General features: G+C 49.0%; 13 protein-coding genes. 8 read left to right on the plus strand and 5 right to left on the minus strand.

Annotated elements, in window-relative coordinates; all coding sequences use genetic code 11:
* Nucleotides 1-58: 58 nt before the first annotated feature.
* Nucleotides 59-1102 carry a thiamine-phosphate kinase gene (gene thiL / locus ABD937_RS22760; protein WP_345258326.1) on the minus strand — a complete coding sequence of 348 codons (1044 nt, stop codon included), beginning with the start codon at nt 1100-1102 and terminating at the stop codon, nt 59-61.
* 494 nt (nt 1103-1596) lie between these two features.
* Nucleotides 1597-2370 carry an inositol monophosphatase family protein gene (locus ABD937_RS22765; RefSeq protein ID WP_345258327.1) on the minus strand — a complete coding sequence of 258 codons (774 nt, stop codon included), beginning with the start codon at nt 2368-2370 and terminating at the stop codon, nt 1597-1599.
* Between the two features lie 511 nt (nt 2371-2881).
* Between ABD937_RS22765 and ABD937_RS22770 the strand changes: the two genes are divergently transcribed.
* The 5 genes from ABD937_RS22770 (at nt 2882) to ABD937_RS22790 (ending at nt 8437) form a co-directional block, all read left to right on the plus strand.
* Nucleotides 2882-3616, plus strand: a complete 735-nt coding sequence (locus tag ABD937_RS22770) for a carboxypeptidase-like regulatory domain-containing protein (RefSeq protein WP_345258328.1) — start codon at nt 2882-2884, stop codon at nt 3614-3616.
* 508 nt (nt 3617-4124) lie between these two features.
* Nucleotides 4125-5297 carry a dipeptidase gene (locus ABD937_RS22775; protein WP_345258330.1) on the plus strand — a complete coding sequence of 391 codons (1173 nt, stop codon included), beginning with the start codon at nt 4125-4127 and terminating at the stop codon, nt 5295-5297.
* Nucleotides 5298-5656: 359 nt separating this feature from the next.
* Nucleotides 5657-5902 (plus strand): hypothetical protein, encoded by a 246-nt coding sequence (locus ABD937_RS22780; protein WP_345258331.1) that lies wholly within the window; start codon nt 5657-5659, stop codon nt 5900-5902.
* 193 nt (nt 5903-6095) lie between these two features.
* Nucleotides 6096-6986 carry a hypothetical protein gene (locus tag ABD937_RS22785; RefSeq protein WP_345258332.1) on the plus strand — a complete coding sequence of 297 codons (891 nt, stop codon included), beginning with the start codon at nt 6096-6098 and terminating at the stop codon, nt 6984-6986.
* A gap of 584 nt (nt 6987-7570) precedes the next feature.
* Nucleotides 7571-8437, plus strand: a complete 867-nt coding sequence (locus ABD937_RS22790) for an IS1 family transposase (RefSeq protein ID WP_345258334.1) — start codon at nt 7571-7573, stop codon at nt 8435-8437.
* An 85-nt stretch (nt 8438-8522) separates the two neighbouring features.
* On the opposite strand, the gene ABD937_RS22795 is transcribed toward ABD937_RS22790, so the two are convergent.
* A complete protein-coding gene (locus ABD937_RS22795; protein ID WP_345258335.1) occupies nt 8523-8855 on the minus strand; it encodes a hypothetical protein in 333 nt (110 codons plus the stop codon).
* Between the two features lie 641 nt (nt 8856-9496).
* Nucleotides 9497-10129, minus strand: coding sequence for a hypothetical protein (locus ABD937_RS22800; protein WP_345258336.1), 633 nt, complete (start codon nt 10127-10129; stop codon nt 9497-9499).
* A gap of 382 nt (nt 10130-10511) precedes the next feature.
* Here ABD937_RS22800 and ABD937_RS22805 point away from each other — a divergent pair, with 382 nt between their 5' ends.
* Complete coding sequence (locus tag ABD937_RS22805) at nt 10512-11243, plus strand: PKD domain-containing protein (protein ID WP_345258338.1); 732 nt, start codon at nt 10512-10514, stop codon at nt 11241-11243.
* A 545-nt stretch (nt 11244-11788) separates the two neighbouring features.
* Here the strand turns inward: ABD937_RS22805 and ABD937_RS22810 are convergent.
* Entirely contained in the window at nt 11789-15004 is a 3216-nt protein-coding gene (locus tag ABD937_RS22810) for an N-6 DNA methylase (RefSeq protein WP_345258339.1), read from the minus strand.
* Between the two features lie 260 nt (nt 15005-15264).
* On the opposite strand from ABD937_RS22810, the gene ABD937_RS22815 reads away from it, so the two are divergent.
* Nucleotides 15265-15495, plus strand: coding sequence for a hypothetical protein (locus ABD937_RS22815; protein ID WP_345258340.1), 231 nt, complete (start codon nt 15265-15267; stop codon nt 15493-15495).
* A 1-nt stretch (nt 15496) separates the two neighbouring features.
* On the plus strand, nt 15497-16171 hold the full coding sequence (locus tag ABD937_RS22820; protein ID WP_345258341.1) for an AbiV family abortive infection protein: 675 nt from the start codon (nt 15497-15499) through the stop codon (nt 16169-16171).
* Nucleotides 16172-16233 lie beyond the last annotated feature (62 nt).

Genomic DNA, 16233 nt, shown 5'->3' on the forward strand with positions numbered 1-16233 from the left:
AATCGCGATCCGACTATAGGTCGCGACACACCATGGTGCGTCGTAACAGCTGGGAGCATCAGGATCCGTGTCCCCCGAAGGCATTCCAGCCCTGGGCGGTGAGCGCGTGCTTGTTGCCGCCCTTCGTTACGATATGGGCCCCGGCCTCGGCGTCGGTGATATAGCCGATCACGGAGATGTCGTTCATATTGCCGATCTTCTCGTAGTCGTCCTGCGGGATGGTGAAGAGCAGCTCGTAGTCTTCGCCGCCGCTGAGTGCGCAGGCCGTGGCTTCCGAGTTGAACTTGAAGGCCGCCTGCCGCGTGTCGTCGTGGATGGGCAACTTGTCTTCATACAGCACCGCGCCCACGCCGCTCTGCTTGCAGAGGTGCAGCACCTCGGAGGAGAGGCCATCGCTCACATCCACCATCGCCGTGGGGCGGATGCCGGCCGTAGCGAAGAACTCCACGATGTCTTTGCGGGCCTCGGGCTTGAGCAGGCGGCCCACGATGTACTTCTCGCCTTCGAGGTCGGGCTGGATCTGCGGGTTCTCGAGGTAGATCTTTTTTTCGCGCTCCATCAGCAGCAGGCCCAGGTAGGCCGCGCCGAGGTCGCCGCTCACGCAGAGGAGGTCGCCCTTGCGGGCACCGCTGCGCTGCACGTACTGGTCGGGCGCCACCTCGCCGATGGCGGTGCAGGAGATGATGAAGCCTTTCTGCGACGACGTGGTGTCGCCACCGATAAGGTCGACGCCGTAGCGGGCGCAGGCGGCGTAAACCCCTTCATAGAACTCGTCGAGCGCTTCCACCGAGAAGCGGTTGGAGAAGGCGATGCCGATGAGGATCTGGGTGGGCGTGGCGTTCATGGCGTAGATATCGCTCACGTTCACCGCCACGGTCTTGTAGCCCAGGTGCCGCAGCGGGGTGTACATGAGGTCGAAGTGCACGCCTTCGATGAGCAGGTCGTTGGTGAGCACCGTCTGCTTGCCATAATGGTCAATCACGGCGGCGTCGTCGCCCACGCCGAGCAGGCTGGAGGCATTTTGGAATTCTATGTTCTTGGTCAGGTGCTCGATGAGGCCGAATTCGCCGAGCGAGCCTACTTCGGTACGTTCTTGAGACATGAAAAGTTTATTGGTCTATTTGTTTATGGGTCTATTGGTGAAAGCGAACTACGGTTCAGCTTGCACCACAGCACCGGCTTGCGTAAAGGTAACTGAAGGAAAAGAAGTGTTTTCACCGCTAAGAAAAGAAGAGTACCCCGGCGGGCTCGGGAAGAACGGGAGATTTTGCGGAGGATTAACGTTTTGGGTACCACTCGTCCTTTTGTGGAAGAAGGTCAGATAAGTGGAAGAAGGTTTTTTTAACCGCTAAGAAAAGAAGGGGCTAAGGGGGAGGCGTTTATTTGTTTATTGGTCTATTGGTTTATTAGTAAGGTCGCGTGTGTGCAGAAGTCTCTGGCACACGGAGCAGTCGTCCCGGAGCGGGCAGCATCGGCGACGCATCATGATGCGTCGTTACGCTCGCTTGATGGAGAGCACCTGTCTTTCTCCAGCGGAAGGTAGACCCGACGGTATCGCTGCCCCCAGATCACCGATCCGAGATCACCGATCTGAGATTACTGCTCTCCTTTGATCCACTGCAGCAGCTCGTCGTGCAGGATGCCGTTGGAGGCGATGAGGCCCGGCTGGTGCGGGTCGTAGGGGGCGCCGTGGAGGTTGGTGACCTTGCCGCCCGCTTCTTCCACGATGAGGTAACCCGCGGCGGAGTCCCAGGCCTGGAGCTTGTGCTCGTAGAAGCCGTCGAAGCGGCCGGCGGCCACCCAGCAGAGGTCGATGGCGGCGGAGCCGAGGCGGCGCACGGGGATGCCGCGGCGGATGAAGCGCTCGAACACCTGCAGCGGGCCGTTGGGCTCGTCGAGGTAGGTGTACGGGAAGCCGGTGACGAGGCAGGCGTTGGCCACCTTCTCTTTTTTGCTGACGTGGATCGGCTCGCCGTTGAGCGTAGCGCCCTGTCCGCGCTCGGCCACGTAGAGCTCGTTCATGAAGGGGTTGTATACCGCGCCGAGGATCATCTTCCCTTCGTGCTCGAGGCCGATGGAGATGGCGCAGATGGGGATGTGGTGGGCGAAGTTGACGGTGCCGTCGATGGGATCGATGATCCAGCGGTAGGGTGAGGTCTGGTCGTTGGCGCCCGACTCCTCGGAGAGGATGGCGTGGTCGGGATGGGCCGCGCGGATCACGGCCATGATCGCCTCCTCCGAGGCATGATCGACCTCCGTCACGAGGTTGTTGATCCCCTCTTTGTTGCTGATGGTGAAGGTTTCGCCGGTGTAGCGGCGGATGGCCGCGGCGCCGGCTTCGATGGCCTGGAGAAGGGTGTTTTTGAGCATAAGGCGAAGGTAAGGGGTCTAATGGTCTATTTGTCTATTGGTAAGGTCGTTGGGCGCCGGGCGGGTGGCGGTGGGCGTTATGGTTGAGCAGTGTCGGGCGGGTGGATCCGATTGTACGCGAAGGCGCGAAGGTGTTTTCACCAGCCCGGCTAACGAGGCCGTTCACAGCCGGAGTCTCCGAATACTGGTAGCGACGCGTACGATACCAAGGTCTTTTTTTTCAAGAGCGCCAAGGGAAAGGCCGCGGGCGGCCTGGTGCTTATCATGGGGTGCCCTGCCGATCGGGGGTTCCGAGAATGCCGAAGCTGGATCTCCCTTCGCTTTTTACGACCGGGTGAAACGAATGCTGCGTGCACATCGCGCCGTCGCTTGAATAGCTGCAGGCTGGCATTGCGGGAAAGTCCGCACCGAAGACGGCCCCCCTTTACCAATAAACCAATAGACCAATAGACTAATAAACGCTCCCTCCTTTTACCATCTTCTTTGCATTTTCCTGCGTTACCTTGCCTTCGTGCCCCGCTCCGTCCTCGTACTGCTCCTGATCGTACTGCTCGCACCTGCCGCCTCCGCCCAATGGAAGCTGCAGGGCACCGTGTACGATTCGTCGCGCACCTACCCGCTCGAGGCCGTAACGGTGCAGGCCACCAACGGGCGTGGCACCGTAACCGATGGCAGCGGGCATTACAGCATCGAGGTATCCAACAGGGACTCGGTGTGGTTCTCCTACCTCGGTAAGCCCACACAGAAATTTCCGGTCCGCGACATCCGCGACGCCGATCACTTCGACATCTCGCTCCGCGTGCCGATGAAGCTGCTCAAGGAGGTGATCGTGAAGAAGCGCGACTACCGCCAGGACTCGATCGCGAACCGGCAAGCCTATGCGAAGGCCTTCGACTTCCAGCGGCCCAACCTGAGCACCATGACCTCCATGGGCCCCGGCGGCGCGGGCATCGACATCAACGAGCTGATCCGCGTCTTCCAGTTTCGCAAGAACAAGCGCGCCGAGCGCTTCCGCACGCGCCTCCTGCAACAGGAAGAAGAGAAGTATATCGACAACCGCTTCAGCCGCACCCTCATCGCCCGCCTTACGGGGCTTAAAGGTGAGGACCTCGCCCGCTTCCAGGAGCGCTTCCGGCCCACGCTGGAGTTCACTCGGTACAGCTCCGACTACGACTTCCAGCTGTACATCAAGCTGTGCCACGAGGTGTGGCAGGGCAAGACGCCGCAGCGGCCGGTAGGGTTCTAGGGGTTCGCTGCGCTCACGGGTATGGTTCACACGGCGGCACGGCGGGGTGAACGGTTTCACGCAAAGCCGCAAAGCGCGCGGAGTACGCAAATTCGGGTTCGCGTTGCTCACGAATACAGTTCCCGCGGCGACGCAGCGGCACGGCCACGCGGCGGGTGTTCCCTCTACGGCACTATTTCCTCTATTGGTTGATGCTCTTCAGGCATCGTCGGCATAAAAAGGCGTCCCGTAGAAAAAGGCGACACGGACAAGCCTGCATGTAGTAGCAACCGATCGCTGCGTCGCCGTATCGCCGCGCCGCCGCGTGAACCCCCGCTGCACCTCCATGCCGGCCAGGCGCCCGCGCCGGGTTTTAAAAGTATCGCCGTGTCTCTGTGCCGCCGTGTGATACCCTCCTGCCGCAGGCAGGACCTGCTTTTGCGGGCTCCGCGCACTTTGCGCCTTTGCGTGAAACCGGCGCGTGCTGCGTAGCACCGGAATGCCTACTTTCAACACTCAATTGACTTCCATGTTTCGTTCCCTGATCCTGCTGGCGACCCTGTGTGCCGTGCAGTCCGCTCTCGCGCAGACCTCCTTCCACGAAAGCGCCATCGTGATCGATACGCACAACGACCTGCTCAGTACCGTTACGATGCGGGGCCGCGACATCGGCACCGACCTGCGCGGCGCGGCGGCGAGCGACCTTGCCCGCTTTCGCCAGGGCGGCGTGGACGCGCAGGTGTTCGTGGTGTTCTGCGACGAGCGCTTCGGGAAGGACACAGCCTTCAAATACGCCAATATCGAGATCGACTCGTTTGAATCGATCCTGCGCCGCCACCCCGAAACGCTCATGAAGGCCACCACTGCCCGCGACATCCGGCGCGCCGCCGCTTCTAACCGCATGGCCTGCCTGCTCGGCGTGGAGGGCGGACACATGATCGAGGGCGACCTCTCGAAGCTCGATGCCCTCTACCGCCGCGGCGTGCGCTATATGACCCTTACCTGGAACAACTCCACCGACTGGGCTACCTCGGCCAGGGACGAGGCGTCGGGCACCGTGCCCAACGCGGCGCCGGGCCTCAACGACTTCGGCCGGCAGGTGGTGCAGCGCATGAACACGCTGGGCATGCTGATCGACCTCAGTCATACCGGCGAAAAGACCTTCTGGGACGTGATGGCCGCTACGCGCCGGCCGGTGCTCGTGTCGCACAGCAATGCCTGGGCCCTCGCGCCGCACCGCCGCAACCTCAAAGACGAGCAGATCAAAGCGATCGGGAAGAATGGCGGCGTCATCCACCTCAACTTCAACGCGAGCTTCGTCGACAGCAGCTTCGACCGCAAGATTAACGTACTGTCGGCCGTGCATAAAGGAGAGATCGACTCGCTCGTGGCGCTGAAGTGGGCCGACTACGACATCCAGGATTTCCTTGTTGCGAAATACAAGGCCGAAGTAGATGCCGCGCGCCCGCCGCTTTCGCTCCTGCTCGATCACGTCGACCATATCGTGAAGCTGGTGGGCATCAACCATGTGGGCCTCGGCTCCGACTACGACGGCTCCATCATCCCGCCGCTCGGCCTCGACGATGTCAGCACCTTCCCGAAGATCACCGAAGGCCTGCTGCAACGCGGGTACAAGTCGGCGGAGATCCGAAAGATCCTCGGCGGCAACTTTCTCCGCTTGCTGAAGGCAAATGAGCGATAGGGCTGGTGGCAACAAGGATGGGAAGGATAAGAAGCGATTCTTACCGCTAAGAAAAAAAGGGGCTAAGGTATTCGCTAAGGAGTATAGGAGTAATGTCTATTGGTCTATTGATAAGTGGAAGCGTGCCGGCTTAGGAGTATACACGTCACCCCTTTCGCTGCTTATGGAAACAAGCCATGCAGTGAAGCCAGCGCCACTAGAAGGCAATCTAAAATCACCAATCTGAAATCTGAAATTAAAAGAGTCCGGGGTAGTGTATCATTTTCATCCTAATTGAGTCTCAACGAGTAAGATAGAAGAGTGTGTCATTTTGGGCTTTTTGCCAGTTTCATTACAAAGTGCTTTTGTAAATTTGGAGTATGGCAAATTTCAAACGCCCCTCTGATGTGAACCAACTGGCGAAGTTGATAGGAGACATTGCGACCGGACAAGTCCAAGACCCCTTATTGCAGAAAGCGCCGGTAGATACATTAACTGCCGCGGCCGCTGCGATGGGACGCCGTGGAGGACAAAAAGGCGGCCCGGCCAGGGCGAAGGCGCTTTCTCCGGAGCGGCGATCCGAGATTGCCCGTAATGCTGCGAAAGCCCGTTGGAATCGCTTGTAGCCCTATTCGATTTTAAAGCGAGAATTAAAACTACTCTTGACTTGTTTGAGACTCAAAATAGGGAATGGACCTATGGCGCATAATTCGGCAGCTTGGGTTTCTTCATCATTTTAGATTCGTAAGTAGCGCAGTGTTCAGATTTCAGTTACTTTCAAATGAAACCGATCGTTTCTTTTGAAAGTAACAGCATAGAATGGATGAACTGCAAAGCGAGGAAACATTTCGCTATCATCATTACGACATTGAGTTGCATGGCCTTTACCGCAAAGTAGCAGACGTGATCGAAGGCGCGGTGCGCCAGCGTCCGCAGGAAGAAAAGCTTTTACTTCAGCGGAAGACGCATTTTCAAACCATCATTTGCTCCTACCTCCCAGATCAGCAATTGCCGCCCTTTCCTTCCCCCGCTACTCTTGTCGCTGCTACTTCCCCGCCATTTTGGCTATTATTTCAGCTACACCTCGCTCTTGCAGACTACACGACTGTTGGCCAAATATTGGACCACCTGTTTAAAAACTATCCTGACAAGGAGTCTTTTGTCGGGCAGGTTGAATATCTCCATTTCAACTCAATCCGGGAAGCGAGTATTGTCGAAACGAGGCGTCGGATGGAGCGTATAATGGATTGGATTACAAAAACGAAGGATCGAATGGAGGGACTTCCTGCCAACAGCCTTTCGACCTATCCTCCGTCAACAAGCCGGTTCTTCATCTGGAATGGGACGGTAAGTCAGCTTCGCAGGCTCTCGAAAAAAATCTATGAGCGGGACTGGACCCGTGGCCCCTATACTTTTGACAGGGCCATCAGTACGCGGCGCCCATGCGCTTGGAATCCGAACCGTGTGGATGAGCTCCTAATTCTCATCCGCGAATTAACAGACCCGCATAGTGACAAACGTCTTATGAAAGTGAACCATCGAAGGGGAATCTGGAAGGTGGCAGCAGCCCTTTTTTACGACAATAGACCGGGAAGCTTCAGCGAAGAATTTATGGCTAAACGTATTTACGAAATTTACAATAGAAGAAGCGCTGATTTCTCGAAACAGTTGGCTGTAGTTCGTTCATTGATCGCACTGGAAAATAAATGATCAACACCTAAAACGAGAATAGGACGATAATAGGGACGATAATAGTTGCGCCGCCACGCCCCCCTAAAACCTCGGCTACTTTTGGTCTACCAACGGGCAAAAAATGAAAAGCTGCCCGACCGGTGCAGCTCTTTAATCATACGGGAAACAGAGAGCCCACTTGCTATAACTCAAACAGATTGAAAGCAAGTGGGCTAACCATTCTGAAAAGAGAGGGAGTACGGCTCGTCTAAAGAACAAGATGCTGGCCCTTGAAGCTGGAGATTCGGTACAAATCCGAACCGGATCCTCTTTTTCTATAACCAGGAAATCACTACCGAACATCGCAGGGAAAGTAGTTGACCACCTGAAACAAAAGTGGAGAGGAGTACGGCTCGTCTAACAGTTAAGATTCCAGCCCTTGAAGCTGGAGATGCCGGTGCAATTCCGGTCCGGACCTCTCTGCTTTTTTCAAAACTATGAACTTGTCAGAACAAATTCAAAAGGCTTTTTTAATGAATTAGTTAGAAAGAAAATCCAGGCACAGAGCGGGTTTTAGCTCATCCTTATGCTTGACCGTAATTGCTAAAGTCTACATTCGAACTATGAACCACCTTCCCTTCACCAAACGTGTCCAGATCGTCCAGTTACTCGTGGAAGGCGCAAGTTTGCGCTCTATTTCGCGGATCACTGGCTGTTCCATGAACACAATCAGTAAAACCTTGATCGCCGTTGGCACTGCTTGCAAGGAGTTTCACGATACGCATGTGGTTCATGTGGATGCAAAGCGAGTTGAGTGCGATGAAATCTGGTCTTTTGTCTACTCGAAAGAGAAGAATGTGCCCGAGTACATGCAGCAAGTCGGTGGAGCAGGAAGTGTTTGGACCTGGGTGGGAATCGATGCACAAACCAAGATGGTTATTGACTGGCATGTAGGAACAAGGGAGGTTGGTTCAGCCTATGCGTTCATGCAAGGGTTGGCAGCTCGGCTTAAGAGCCGCGTGCAACTCACTACAGACGGGTTGAAGATGTATATCGAAGCTGTGGACTTCGCCTTTGACGGAGAAATTGACTATGCTCAGCTCGTTAAGCAATATGGTGCATACACTCAGAAGAAAAATCAGGATATGAATACTGACGCGCCTAACCCTGAACGACGGTACAGCCCGCAGAAATATGCGGGAGCTATAAAGACAATTATTTCGGGCAGGCCCGATGCTGACTTTATTTCCACGAGTTACATAGAGCGTCAGAACCTGACCATGCGTATGTCCATGCGCCGGTTTACACGCCTCACTAATGCCTTTTCAAAGAAGCTCGAAAACCACAAGCATGCTATCTCACTATACTTTGTCTATTACAACTTCGTGCGGTTTCATCAGACGTTGAAGGTAACTCCCGCAATCAAAGCAAAGTTGGCTCGTAGGATCATGAGTTTAGATGATTTGGTCCGCCTTGCCTTTCCCAAATAAAAAGAGCCGTAATTACGGCTCTTTTTATTTGACACCATTATCTCGCGAACCAAACTCAGAAAAAGCGCGAAGCGAAATGAGGCGCTCACAACTTCGTGTTTTGGAACACAAAGCGCAGTAGCTTGAGGGGGGTCTTCAAAATTTCCTCTTGAGGATAGATCTCCTGCAATGCTCTTGCTACAATGTTTGCATTGTTCTTTAGAAACAGAGCAGTTTGTTTCGGATCATCCGTCATTCCGAGTTCGCTTTCATTCACCCAATAAACTGAGCGTCCCTGCTGATTCTCTTCATTTGCAAAATATACAGCTTCATACTTCATCAAATCTTTATGGCTCCATGCCTTGAAATCTTGGTCTGCCCGGTGCCATTTCATTTGTGGGGAAAGCTCGATTTCCGTTTCTAATAACTTTACTATCATATATTTTCTGCGCTTGTTGATTTAAGAACTTGGTTGGCCCATCCTTTCTGCCATTCAGTATGTTCAGAAAACACGCACTCCACATATTCCCCGATGCGCTTTTGGACCGAATTCGAGCAAACTACGCTCTGGACACGTAATCCATGCAGATCGAAAATTATATCAGCGTCCGGTACAGCTTTGAGAACGTTGAACCACTCTTCTGACAAATAACCCCTGCAAAAGTCACCTTTTTTCTACTCTTCGCCCTTCCGCAAATGTGCGCTGTCTCTCGGAAATCCTATAATGTCCAGAACAATTTCAAAATTGTCATAACTCCCGTGTACCCATTCTAAGTTAACAAATCCAACTTCGTTGATTGTTTCTACCAAGCGCAGGTGCTTGTATTCTATAAACAGCAGGTTCACCAAATGTTTTCGCATATATCCTTCATTTTGAATCTCTCATTACCGGCTTTAGACGGGGCTGAAACGGGTAGATCGACAAGACCGGCAGATGAAGCCTTACAGCCAGCTGTCGATTTGTATCAACTTCTTACTTTGATCGAGCCTCTCTGCTATTAAATAAAGTTAATGGAATAGGAAATGCGAATAGGCGGGGTGCCACCCCGCCTATTCGCTTGGATAATCATAGTCCCTTTTTTAATTCCTAATATTAGCTGCAAACTCTGCGCGACGACGTATCTCATTTACTGTTGGCACCCCGGAACTGGGAACTGCCGTGGCAAGTGCAATGACGGGTCCTGTTGTTAGATGCGGATTGTTCTTCAAGTCATTCAACGAAAGCTTCCTGAGTTTGTATTTGAGTAGCATCTCATTTACTGCCTTGGTAGTTGAATCCTGCTGTGCTGACAGTAGTGTTACTTCTCCAACGCCACTATTACTCTGCACGATGAGCAGATTTTGCAAGTGGTCATGCAGCACCTGCACGTCTTGCAGCGGCATGTGCCCGCCGGCAACCAAGGCTTTGAATTGCACTAACACATCTTCCCGGTTCTGCCTCTCCCAATGGCTTAGGATCGTTAGTGCAGCGTTTTCAAGTCTCTCCTTACGCTCGGCATCGCCGGCAGATAGCCCAGTCGAAGCTGGAGGTGTAGATGCTTCTTTTGCTCCTCCAGGGCTTAGTGTTGCGGGAATTGTAGCTACTGGCGCTGAGCCCGGTGTGGTGCCCGATGGTTCGGGAGGATGTTTTTTGTCTCTGATGAAGTACCAGGCTGCGGCAGCTGCAAGGGCCATGCCTCCGGCCCACAAGAGGTTTGTGTTTTTAATTGTCATAGGTGTTAGCTTTGAAAGGCAAGGTATCATTTCTTATCGCAATTGCCCGACATGAACGAAACTTATTAAAAAGGGGTGAGATCGCTTAAATTGGTTCGTCAATGCCTGGAAATATCGTATTTCCTACATTGTTTCATTTGAAGGAAACGGTTACTTTCGCTGGGACATATCTTATTGACTGCGTAACTTCTTCTGCCTCTCGAACAACCACACGTAAAGCAGATTCATTGCAAAAAGCAGTAGCAGCCACCCGAAAGGCGTGGAGCTGCGCTTATTTGCAATGCGCCGTGGTTGGCGCGAGAGGCGGTAGGTGTTAGTCTCCACGCCGTTTTTTACAACCATTTCCCTTCAGGAGATAGAGGGAGCCTCTCAAACAACCACAATGCTCTTTCAAAAACGCTTTACAGCTCTCTTCCTGGGCTGCGCCGCTCTGGCAGCATCCGCACTTTCCTGCTCTAAAAAAGGCGGAACCGACAATACCCCTGTAGTCGCAAACTTCACTTTCTCAGGGGCGGGACTTGCACCGGCTACGGTGTCTTTTACCAACTCCTCCAGTGGAGCCACTTCTTACCAGTGGGACTTTGGCGATAACACCCCGTCCTCGTCATCGAGCAGTCCTTCGCATAATTATACACAGGGCGGGGTATATACGGTACGGCTAACAGCTACTGGTCCTGGCGGGTCTAACACGGTATCCAAAACAGTAAACATCGGTACCCCAACCTCATTGAAGATCACCAAAGTAAGATTGGCGGCTATGCCATTTACAACCACCTCAGGTGGTTCGTGGGACCCAGGCTCAGGCCCCGATGTATTTTTCCAGTTTAAAAGCAGTGCAGGCAGTGTACTCTTCAGTGGCAGCCCTCTTAACGATGCGACGGCAGCAAGTTTGCCGATAGCCTGGACGTTAAGCACTCCCTACCAAGTAACGAACTTCGCAACCCCTTACAGTTTAGAAATCTACGACAACGATTCACCACTATCAAATGACGTAATTGGGGCTTTCTCTAACTTCAATTTTACTTCTGCTACTACAAATGGTTATCCTACCACGCTCCTCCTTCAAAGTGCCAACGGTCAACTTAGAGTGGAACTGGTAGTTCAATGGCAATAGCACGCATTATCACCCTTGAATAAAGGGCCCTTGTTGGGCCCTTTATTATTCGCGTGTTCTGTATGCTAAGGTTCACGATTGCCAATAGCTAATCAGCTAATTTACATTGTAACTGTATTTACCACAGCCTCTTCGGGTGTTTCTCCGATTTCATCAGCATATATTCTGAAGTTAGTCCAATCACCAAATTCGCTTGGTGCATTTACAATAATGAATTCCTTATCCACAATTTCTTTTAATGTACAAGGGAGGACCTTGTTATTTCCAAAGCATATGAAATAACCTTTTCCAATGACGAGGCGTGGAGTCCTACGTCTATTGTAATGAATCGGCTTAATCACTTTAGGAACGGATATATACTTACGCGATGTTGGCATAGACTTTTCAGTTTGCAATCTTAAATTAGGGAAAAAAGAGTTTCGTAGTAAACTTTGATTTTATCGACTTGGATTCAGTTTAGTATGAGTTCAACACTTAGAAGTCATCCGCATAGAAAAGGGCCTGTTATTCAGGCCCTTTTCTATGCGGATGATCTCACAAGATGATTATTCCGGCAGGCTTGCTACTTTTCCCTTTGTTTTCGCCTTAGATTTCAGCACCGGCTTTTTTGCCTTTTCCACAGCCTCTTTTTTTATCGTGGCGCTTAGAGGCAAAGGAACTCTAAAGTTCAAAAGATCCGTGCCGATATTTGAAATTCTTGAGTTTTTGTACAAGCTAATAAACGCTCTAAACTCTTTTGACCTTTGAAGAATATCTCTTACATAAATTGATAGGTCATGGGGAGTCATAAATTGATTTGCCTTAGGTCTCAAAATAGTGCAGAACCCACCGGCGTAATAGTCCAAATTTTCGTCTATCATTGCAACCTTGCCTAAATGTTTTAAGCTATTTGATGTGCTTACAAATAGGTCGTTAGCTTGGAGCTTGCTTGTTTCAGGAAGATCAAAATCTGTTCTTAAATAGATTGGCTTCTCTAATGTATAGCCTCCTTTCTCAAGGTCAATATGAGTAGAAGTAAGAACTCTCTTAGAAGTTGATATACGTTCTTGGTCTGCCTTTGAATATGTCACCCCACTTACTGGTTCAAAAAGGGTCTTAAGTTTAACCGTCTTTGTATTCACAAAACGAGTGTGCTGCAAACCATATCTTACCGTATTTTCAAACGTATAGTTATTAAAGTCAAAAAGTTCAGATAGGTCAACAATCTCGACATAGTCTTTTATTTCCGCATTTACGCTGCTCGGTAAAGAGTTGGTGAAACTGCGAATGATATATGAATTTACTCGCGTTTCGTCCATAAGGTCGTTATCGCTAAAGAGCTTAGTTTTGAACTTTCCGTTGGAGTCCTTCTTCATTTTAATGCCCTCATTCCCCCGTCGCGTGCTAAACTCATAGCCCAGAAAATCAAGTTCCTTGTTTCCAGATCCAGAGTCAACTACCACAACTTTCTGACCATAAGAGATTACGAAATGAAAAATCTTTCGCTTTTCCAAGGCCCTAATTTCTTCAAGCGACAACTGTTCTTCTTTATACTCAACGTAAATCTCATTCTCCAATAATTCAGCGTTTATTTCGCCGCTGCTTAAAAATGCACTATAGTCTGCGAGAGAAAAGTTCTTATATACGTATCGTACATACTTTGAAAAAGCATTTTCAATTCCATTGCACGTCAAGTCTGCAAAATCAATAAAGAATTTATCTATTATCTGGTTGATTTTTTGCAGTTCGTTTTCCTTTCGTTTTTGGATGAAGAGTACAACAGGATATACATTCGTCGCCATAAATGTTTTTTCACCCAAATAGACACACGCTTTTATTTTGAAGAAATTGAATAGTATACTTCTTGCTTGATTATTTATTTCGTCCGAAGAGTTAGTTAAGAAGCTTACTGGAAGGATGATTCCAGCTACACCATTCTCATTCAGCAATTGTTTTGTGCGCTCAACAAATAGACATTCTATACTACCGCTCTTTTCTGTTACATATTTGAAAAGCGAAAAAGACTCTTTCCCGAAGTTTAGTGTGTTTTTAAACTCCTTGATTGAGTACGGCGGATTGGCTGTAACAATATCGAATAGCCCCTCGTTATCCTTGATTTCCTTTAGCTTTTTCACATACGTACGGCTTTTCCTGAAGTTGTCGAGGCCATCACCCATTATGATGTTTGCCTCTCCATCACCGTTAAGAAACGTATTGATTTTAGTTGTCTTAGCTAATCGGTAATCCTTTTCGATTCCATAAACGTATTCCCGCGCCCACTTATAATAGTGACAATAGCTCAAAAATTCATCTTTTGCTGCTTTTCCTCCTTTAATAAAGTTTGGATTGGCTTCGATTTCAGTAACAAAGTGATTTATTTCGTCCATCACCTCCGTTAAGAAGTGACCGCTGCCGGAAGCGTAGTCGATCACATACGGCAGAAAAAATTTTTCCTTCCTATTGTTCTTAGCTTCGATCACATGCTGAATGGGAAGCGATTTGCAGATGAACCGGGCCAGTGGTAAAGGTGTGAAATATTGTCCTACTTCCTGCTTAAAGCCAGTATTCAGCAATAGTTCAAAGAAGTCACCCAGAAATTGTTGCTTCTGGTTGTACTTTAGCCGATACGGCTGCAACAGTTCAACAACCTGTTTAACTATGTACGCATTTTCTATGAAAGTCTCTTCGTTATAAACTTCCTTGAATGCAAATTCATTATTCTTGTACAGGCGAAGCTTCGTAAACGCTTTCCTTATTCTATCAGTATTTGAAGTTGTAGTGAGCAAATTGTCCAGCTCGGCAGTATTCAAATCCTCTACATCAATGTTTATATATTCTTTCGCCCCCTTCTTATAAAGGGAGTTCAAGCGATCGAAAAACGTCTCGTATGTATCGCTTCCTTTCCACTGAAAATCGAGTTGATCATCAGTTCCTGACTTAGCGTCTTCATCAACGATCTTACAAATAAATAAATTGAAAATTTTGTTGAAAGCGTTTGATTTATCAGAGACAACGTTACGTCTAAGGATTTCTGCAAACTGGTTGAAGATTAGACTGGAACTGTTACCTTCCAGATCTTGTAAATCTTTGTCGAACAGGCCTTTGAACTCAATTCTGTAGGGAGTCGCTCCTTCATCAAAAATTCCCTTCGTTTTAAATGTCTTATCCCATTTCTCAAATATCTCGCTGCTATCCGAGCAACTGGCATAGTCAGAGGTAATGTTGATTATCTCATTTGAGTATTTTGCTTGCCCGTTACTTACAGTCGATGTATATAAACAAAGATATTTTGCTGCTCTTGCCTGTGCATAATAAGATATAAGTTGTCCTCCATCGGAGAACATATTTCCCTTTTCATGATTGTATTCTTTTCCCCATGTCTTGCATTCAATCATTAGAAAGGGCTTACCATGCTTATCCTTCACTAAAATGTCGAGGCGCCCTTTGGTAGTTCCTACTTTCCATTTCCGTTCAAGTTCTAAACTATGCGGCTTGTATCCTTTTCTGAGGAGTCTATCAACACATTCCAGGACGACCAAATTCTCAGGTTTACTTAAATTTGAAGTTGACTTGTCGTGAACGAGAATATATTTGTCGGCGGCTGGGTCCTGATAAACAATTGCGCCTTTGGCCAAATCCAAAAGAATGATATAACCGTCATATTCTTTCTGGTATATGTCGATCTTTCCATCAATCGGCATAAAATTTAAGGCAGATAGCAACGAAAGAACATCCTTTTTCGGGATAGATGTTTTCGCCGTTTCTTTCTTTGACTTCGGCATATTCAACGCATTTAGTTATGGTGGTCTTAAAGAAAAATGGTGCAATTCGCGCGTAAAAATATACGCAAAAGATTATAAATTAACAATTTAGAGTGGTTATTTGTAGGGTTATTGGCCATCGAGCGGCCGGGCGTGATGTTTCCTAAGCGAAAATTTTGCAGACAATGAGAGCTTGAGGATGCTATTAACTGTTGGGAACCCACCTTCGTTCGCGTTCGTAAATGAACTATTTCAGTAGCTTTATTCAAATATGTTTCAGAATGGAGGGAATAGAAAAAAAGCTTAATCAGATATTGTCTGAGCTAAGAGACTTACGCGAGCAAGTAGGTATTTTAGGAACCGACTGCGCCAATAACTTTATGAAGCTTGAGGTCCGGTTGAAACAGCATATAGCAAGTGACAAAGATGAAATCTTGGCGAGTATAAAGAACAAATTAGATCAGCAGGAATCACTGGTGCGTGGTATAAGACAAATGTTGGAGGAAACGTAAGATGGAAGGTTTATCAAAAAAAGCGGCGGAAGCTCTTAAGAAAGATTGGTATTGGCTTGATTGTGATTTTATGTCAGGATCGTGCTTTGCTTATGAAAACGCTCGGAAGCATTTTAAGTACAGTGATCTTTCTGCGAATGAAGGAGATTACGGATTTGCTATTTCTCATTTAGTGCTGGGCACGGAGGAGATGATTAAGTCAATATTGCTCTTGTGCTCACATGCAAATAGATACTTTCTCAGTACAGACGAGAAAGAGAAGATTTTCTCACGCCATGATTTCAAGCATTTAAATATCAAGGAACTGCTTACTTCGCTATCTGAACTAAGAATAGAATCACATCACCAGAATCCATTTGAATCGATAGATTCTGGTTGCAACAACAAATTTCAAACTACAGCTCATTTTTTAGGCAAAGGCCTAATGCTTGGCGGACTTGACGACAGTGAAATAAGTCAACTACTTAGTGTTTTAAACGAAGCGAATGACTATAAGAATAGAGGATTTTATGTTGACTACCGATATGACTGGAAAAATCCTGAGGACTTAGGTGAGAAAGAGTACCTACAATTCAATACTCTTGCAACCAAACTGACAGGGTTTATTAAACCTATTTTTGAACTTCCGATAACTGATGATCGCTTGCAACGGTTCTTAGAGGGTAGATGGATTTGAATGGGGGACTTATATACCAAATTACCCCAATTCCTTTCCGCGTAAGTTATTGATTTATAAGA

The sequence above is a fragment of the Flaviaestuariibacter amylovorans genome (genome assembly GCF_039541815.1).
GTDB classification, from domain to species: domain Bacteria; phylum Bacteroidota; class Bacteroidia; order Chitinophagales; family Chitinophagaceae; genus Flavisolibacter; species Flavisolibacter amylovorans.

What these genes read in the sequence shown, in the direction of transcription:
- thiL (WP_345258326.1), bottom strand. Translation starts at nt 1,102, where the DNA reads ATGTCTCAAGAACGTACCGAAGTAGGCTCGCTCGGCGAATTCGGCCTC.
- ABD937_RS22765 (WP_345258327.1), bottom strand. Translation starts at nt 2,370, where the DNA reads ATGCTCAAAAACACCCTTCTCCAGGCCATCGAAGCCGGCGCCGCGGCC.
- ABD937_RS22775 (WP_345258330.1), top strand. Translation starts at nt 4,125, where the DNA reads ATGTTTCGTTCCCTGATCCTGCTGGCGACCCTGTGTGCCGTGCAGTCC.
- ABD937_RS22780 (WP_345258331.1), top strand. Translation starts at nt 5,657, where the DNA reads ATGGCAAATTTCAAACGCCCCTCTGATGTGAACCAACTGGCGAAGTTG.
- ABD937_RS22785 (WP_345258332.1), top strand. Translation starts at nt 6,096, where the DNA reads ATGGATGAACTGCAAAGCGAGGAAACATTTCGCTATCATCATTACGAC.
- ABD937_RS22790 (WP_345258334.1), top strand. Translation starts at nt 7,571, where the DNA reads ATGAACCACCTTCCCTTCACCAAACGTGTCCAGATCGTCCAGTTACTC.
- ABD937_RS22795 (WP_345258335.1), bottom strand. Translation starts at nt 8,855, where the DNA reads ATGATAGTAAAGTTATTAGAAACGGAAATCGAGCTTTCCCCACAAATG.
- ABD937_RS22800 (WP_345258336.1), bottom strand. Translation starts at nt 10,129, where the DNA reads ATGACAATTAAAAACACAAACCTCTTGTGGGCCGGAGGCATGGCCCTT.
- ABD937_RS22805 (WP_345258338.1), top strand. Translation starts at nt 10,512, where the DNA reads ATGCTCTTTCAAAAACGCTTTACAGCTCTCTTCCTGGGCTGCGCCGCT.
- ABD937_RS22810 (WP_345258339.1), bottom strand. Translation starts at nt 15,004, where the DNA reads ATGCCGAAGTCAAAGAAAGAAACGGCGAAAACATCTATCCCGAAAAAG.
- ABD937_RS22815 (WP_345258340.1), top strand. Translation starts at nt 15,265, where the DNA reads ATGGAGGGAATAGAAAAAAAGCTTAATCAGATATTGTCTGAGCTAAGA.
- ABD937_RS22820 (WP_345258341.1), top strand. Translation starts at nt 15,497, where the DNA reads ATGGAAGGTTTATCAAAAAAAGCGGCGGAAGCTCTTAAGAAAGATTGG.